The organism is Nocardia sp. NPDC060220, assembly GCF_042727815.1.
Taxonomy (GTDB): domain Bacteria; phylum Actinomycetota; class Actinomycetes; order Mycobacteriales; family Mycobacteriaceae; genus Nocardia.
In genome coordinates this window covers 1-5,268 of record NZ_JBHWZY010000488.1, presented here as the reverse complement: position 1 = coordinate 5,268, position 5,268 = coordinate 1, and the positions used below count along the sequence as shown (strand labels likewise).

Below are 5,268 nucleotides of genomic sequence, written 5' to 3'. Positions count from 1 at the left end.
GTGGAATCTTTCTGATCGTTTCCGCCGTCCGATCGAGACGCACTGATCAGGCCACCACCGAATCATCGGCAGACGTCCTCACCGCCGGAGAATGGGGCGCTGTGTTCGTTCTCGTCGGTGTCGGGCTCTTCTGGGCGGTAGCCGATTACTCGGCTGCCGTCGGCACCGGCCGAGCGATCGAGCAGGTCGAAACGTTCGCCGAACAGCCGAGCGTGTCGGTCTATTCGGACAAACGCCTCGGCCTGGCGGCGCCGGGCGTCGTGGAACTCACCTGCCCAGCTCCCGACGCCGCCTACCACTTCCGTTACGACGGCCTCAAACTCATCCTGCAATCAGGAAACCAGTACCTGCTGCTCCCGACGTCCTGGAGCCGTACGCACGGAGCAGCCTTCCTTCTCCCTCGATCCGACGCGAACCGAATAGATTTCTTCCCTCCACAAGCCATCCCACCCGCACACAGTTGCGGGTGAGCAGAGAACCATCGCCATACTGAATCGCCCCGGTGCCGGCGCGGAGAGGCACCCCGCCGGCACCGCCGTGGGTGGGATCAGTAGGTGTACAGGTCCCAGCCACCGGCGACCTCGACGCACTCCCACTGCGCGCCGCCGGTGGTCGGTGAGGCGCCGTCGGCGGCGCAGGCTTCGAAGGTGGCGTAGCTGCCGACGAAACCGGTGTGCAGCACGGCGGGCGCCGCCGAGGCCAGACCTGCGCCCGCGACGGAGGCCGCGGCGATCACGGTGGCGGTGATGACGGACTTGAAGCTCATGGTGTTCCTTTCGTAGCAACCCGGTGGTGTCCGGGGCAGGACCAGAGAACCGCAGTGCGCGTGAGATTTTCGTGAGGTCGCCACGCCGCGAACCCGTGCCGGCCGTGCCCTACTCTCACTACTCGTGCGTGTGCTGGTGGCGGAGGACGACGAAGGACTGGGCCAGGAGATCGCGTCCGGGCTCCGAGTAGCCGGATTCGCGGTCGACCTGGTGAATCTGCTCGTCGACGCCGATCTGAAGATCTCGGTGAACACCTACGACGTCCTCGTCGTCGACCGGGGAATGCCCGACGGTGACGGCTTGCGGTTGCTCGCGGCACTGCGCGCGCGTGGCTGCCCGGTGCCTGCCCTGGTGCTCACCGCGCGCGACGAATTGTCCGACCGTATAGCCGGATTCGAGCACGGTGCCGACGACTATCTCGGCAAGCCTTTCGCGCTCGCCGAGCTGGCCGCCCGGGTCAGGGCGCTGTGCCGTCGCCGTGATCATCCCACTCCGGCGCTGCTCCGGTCGGGCGACATCGAGATCGATCTGCCGCGCCGCAGGGTGCGACGCGCGGGCATCCTGCGTTCGCTCACGCCGAAGGAATTCGCGGTGCTGGAACTGCTGGCGACACGGGCGGGCGCGGTGGTGTCGCGGTCGGACCTGATCGAGGCGTGCTGGGACGAGATGGCCGAACCGAATTCCAACGTGGTCGACGCGGTGATGGCAGGCTTGCGGCGCAAGCTCGGAGCCCCTCCGGTGATCGACACGGTGCGCGGTGCGGGCTTCGTCCTGGGCGGCGTCGCGTGCGAGTCCTGATCGCCACCTCCGACCCACGTCCCGCGGTGGCGCGGTTGCACCGGGCCAGGATCGAGCTCACGGTGCTCATCACCGCGATCACCATGCTGTGTTTGATCGTGCTCGGCCTGGTGGCCGCCGTCATCGACGCGCGGTCCCGTGACAATGCCCTCGACGCGGATCTCGACCAGGTGCTGACGGGACTGGGTCCGCGTCTCTACCTCGACGAGGACGACGCCGTCGACACCACGGATCTGCCCGGTGACGAGCTGGTCGGCGGCGAGATCGCCATCCTGGTGCTGACGGCCGACGCCACCGGCGGTTGGACGGTCCACTACGGACACCTCCGATCGCACATGCCCGCCGAATCGGGGATCGCGGCCACCGCGGACGCCGCTACCCAGGCGCCGGGCGACACGATCTACCGCGATTCGATCGACAGCGCAGGGCGCCGGGTCCGCTTGGCCGCCGCGACCTTCGGCTGGGAGGACTCCGACCGCGAGGCGGTCCTGATCACCGGCGCCGACCCCGACGCGTGGGACCGTGGCCGCGCACTCCTGCTGCGGGCATTGACCGTCGGCGGCACGGTGATGGTGGCGGCCGCCGCGGTCGGCGGGCATCTGCTGTCGGGGCGGAGCATGCGTCAGGCGCTGGCGCTGGTCGAGGAGAGGGAACGTTTCCTCGGCGACGCGGCACACGAACTGCGCACTCCGCTCGCCACGCATCGGCTCGTCACCGTGCCGCGCGCACGCACACCGGCCGAATCCGAACAGGTGCTGGCCGATGCCAGGGCTCTCGGCGCCAGGATGGAGCGGGTGGTGGCAGGTCTGCTGGCCAGGGCTCGCCTACAGTCGGGGGCGGCCACGCTGGAGCGGGTGCAGCTGCTGCTCGATCAGCTGACCGAGTCGGTGGTCGAGGAGTTCGGCGCCGACCGTCTCGTGCTGCGCGCGGAACCGACTGTCGTGGTGGGTGACCCAGGTCTGCTCGGCCTGGCGATCCGCAATCTGGTGGAGAACGCGCTCACCCACGGCGCGGTGAATCCGCGGGTGCCGGTGGAGGTCTTCGTCGGCGCGGGCAGGGTCTGCGTCCGTGACCACGGCACCGGGCTCGCACCCCAGCTGTCGTCGAATCCGTTCGAGCGCGGGGTCAGTGGCGGTCGTGGCAGCGGCATCGGCTTGGCGCTGGTGGCCTGGATCGCCGAAGCGCACGGCGGCACCGCCACCATCGAACCGGTGGCCGGCGGCGGGACGATCGCCACCCTGGTGCTGCCACCGCCGCGCGCCGCGATCTGAACGGTGTGCCCGCCGTGACGGCTGCCGAGCAGCCTGTAGCACTCTTGCGTGACTAACTGTAAGTAATACAGTATGCTTGCTCACGTCATGTCGGGCGGCTGCGGGCGACCTACGCCGCCCATGAGTCCGGAGTCGATTCGGCAGGTGATGTCGAGTGGCAACTGTAAGAGCCGGTAGGCGGATGGTGGTCATAGCGTGGCGGTCGGGAGGAGTGGGATGGTTCGTCGGAACTCGCGTCGCGGCTGGGCCCTGTCCGCACGCTGGTGGCTACGGCGCGGACATTCCTACGGCGCCGCGATCGGAGGGGTGTCCGACTGGTCGGACAGTCCATAGAATCTGAATTCCCTGCATTATATTTGTCGATCGTAAATATACGCCGATGCGTAGTGAGAGCTCGCCCATTATTCTGGGCGGGCAAATTGTCGTGCCATTTAACTAAATGGTTGAATTGGCTCGAAAATAATTCCAGAATTCTGTTGACTAGACCGTGTGACGTCACGCACACTCGGGAATGGCAATTGGGCGGTGTTACCCGAATGGAGACGCGCGAACCGATGGTAAACGGATTTGATCCGGCAGCAGGCAAGCGCCGTGAAAGGCGAGCGGTGAGCTCGGAGCGGTCTGTCATGCCGGCGAGCAGAGAGGTCGCCGCATGGTTCCGCGGCTATCTCGACCGGCATCCCGGTGTTGCCATCGGCACTGTCGGTGGCCAATTCGTCCTCGGTGTTCGTACGGTGCAATATCTGCTGGTCGACCTCTTCACGGGGAAGTTGGCTGTGCGGGAAACCCTGGCGCAGGGGGCCTTCATGGCTTCGGCGGCCGTCTTGCCGACAATCTTTGTCGCCCTGCCGATCGGGGTCACGCTCTCCATTCAGTTCGGACTGCTGGCCGGTCAGGTCGGTGCCACCTCCCTGGCGGGGGCCGCCAGCGGCTTGGCGGTCATCCGGCAGGGCGCCCCGATGGTGGCGGCGCTGCTGATGGCCGCGGCCGTCGGGTCGGCCATCTGCGCTGACCTGGGATCGCGGAAGATCCGGGAGGAACTGGACGCCATGGAGATCATGGGCGTCTCGGTGATCCGGCGCATGGTGGTTCCGCGGTTTCTGGCGGCGATCGTCATCGGCGTCTCGCTGACCGGGGTAGTGTGCTTCGTCGGTTTCGTGGCGGGCTATGCCTTCAATGTCTTCGCTCAGGGCGGTGCGCCCGGGAGTTTCGTAGCGACGTTCGCCTCGTTCGCCACGGTGGGGGATCTGGTCTTGACTCTGGTAAAAGCGGTGGTCTACGGCGCGATAGTCGCGGTGGTCGCCTGTCATAAGGGTCTTACGACCAAGGGTGGATCCGCCGGTGTCGCGAACTCGGTGAATTCAACGGTTGTTTCCTCGATCCTGTTGCTCATGATCGTTAATGTGTTGTTCACGCAGCTGTTCATGATGTTGTTTCCCAGGCAGGGCTTGTAATGGCATCCACCTATTACCCGTTCGGCACCAGATCGGTGACGACATATGCGAAGAAATTCGGCGTCGTATTCATGCGCCTGGGGCACATGCTCACCTTCTTCGTGCGTGCCGCCGGGTCGATTCCGGTGATGCTCCGCAATTATCGAGTCGAGTTCATGCGGACTCTGTCCGACATCGCATGGGGAAATGGATCGATCGTCGTCGGCGGCGGAACCGCGGGGGTCATCATCATCCTGGGCGCGGCCGGTGGCGCAATTATCGGGCTGGAAGGCTACAACGCCTTGCATCTGCTCGGTATGGAGCCCGCGATCGGCTTGGTCGCCTCGACGGCCTCGACGCGCGAGTTGGCGCCGATCATGGCCTCACTGGCCTTCGCGGCGCAGGCAGGTTGCCGGTTCACCGCACAGCTGGGCTCGATGGGTATCTCCGAGGAGATCGACGCCATGGAGTCGATGGCGATCCGATCCATTCCCTATCTCGTCAGCACCAAGCTCTTGGCCTCCGTAGTAGCGATCGTGCCGCTGTATCTGCTCTGTTTGGCGGCCAACTATGTGGCTGTCGAGATGGTGGTCGGTATGTCGGGTGGGCTGTCGATCGGGACCTATCGTCACTACTTCCAGCTCGTCTTGAACGGGCCCGACATCGTCTACTCGCTCGGCAAAGCGATTGTCTTCGTGCTGCTCACCACCACGATCCAGTGCTACTACGGGTACTACGCCGCGGGCGGACCACAGGGAGTGGGCATCGCGGCCGGCCGTGCCATGCGCGCGGCGATCTCGGTGATGATCGTCGTCAATCTCATGCTGACCATCGCTCTGTGGGGCATCGGGGCCAGCGCGCGGCTGGGAGGGTGAGATGTCGGTCTTGTTCGACAAGGACGGACGCGGTCCGTCGAAATTGTCTCTGTTCTTGCGGGGATTGGTCGCGTTCGCGCTGATCGTCGGTGGGCTCACCGTCGTGTACATGAAGTCGACCGGG

At 65.7% G+C, this 5,268-nt stretch carries 5 protein-coding genes and 1 pseudogene; 5 read left to right on the top strand and 1 reads right to left on the bottom strand.

Features of this window, described 5'->3' with window-relative positions:
- Nucleotides 1-470 (top strand): annotated as a pseudogene (locus tag ACFWF3_RS23235) (hypothetical protein); the annotation flags it as partial.
- A gap of 77 nt (nt 471-547) precedes the next feature.
- On the opposite strand, the gene ACFWF3_RS23230 reads toward ACFWF3_RS23235, so the two are convergent.
- Complete coding sequence (locus ACFWF3_RS23230) at nt 548-766, bottom strand: hypothetical protein (protein WP_378992880.1); 219 nt, start codon at nt 764-766, stop codon at nt 548-550.
- Between the two features lie 124 nt (nt 767-890).
- Between ACFWF3_RS23230 and ACFWF3_RS23225 the strand changes: the two genes are divergently transcribed.
- The 4 genes from ACFWF3_RS23225 to ACFWF3_RS23210 all read left to right on the top strand — a co-directional run bounded on the left by ACFWF3_RS23225 (nt 891) and on the right by ACFWF3_RS23210 (nt 5,144).
- Nucleotides 891-1,565 (top strand): winged helix-turn-helix domain-containing protein, encoded by a 675-nt coding sequence (locus tag ACFWF3_RS23225; protein ID WP_378992881.1) that lies wholly within the window; start codon nt 891-893, stop codon nt 1,563-1,565.
- Nucleotides 1,553-2,836: a sensor histidine kinase gene (locus ACFWF3_RS23220; RefSeq protein ID WP_379315248.1), complete on the top strand. Its 1,284-nt coding sequence runs from the start codon at nt 1,553-1,555 to the stop codon at nt 2,834-2,836. Before ACFWF3_RS23225 ends, ACFWF3_RS23220 begins: the two co-directional genes overlap by 13 nt.
- Nucleotides 2,837-3,462: 626 nt before the next feature.
- The gene (locus ACFWF3_RS23215; RefSeq protein WP_378993011.1) at nt 3,463-4,290 is read left to right on the top strand and encodes an MlaE family ABC transporter permease; all 828 of its coding nucleotides are present in this window, start codon (nt 3,463-3,465) and stop codon (nt 4,288-4,290) included.
- The gene (locus tag ACFWF3_RS23210) at nt 4,290-5,144 is read left to right on the top strand and encodes an ABC transporter permease (RefSeq protein WP_378992883.1); all 855 of its coding nucleotides are present in this window, start codon (nt 4,290-4,292) and stop codon (nt 5,142-5,144) included. Before ACFWF3_RS23215 ends, ACFWF3_RS23210 begins: the two co-directional genes overlap by 1 nt.
- Nucleotides 5,145-5,268 lie beyond the last annotated feature (124 nt).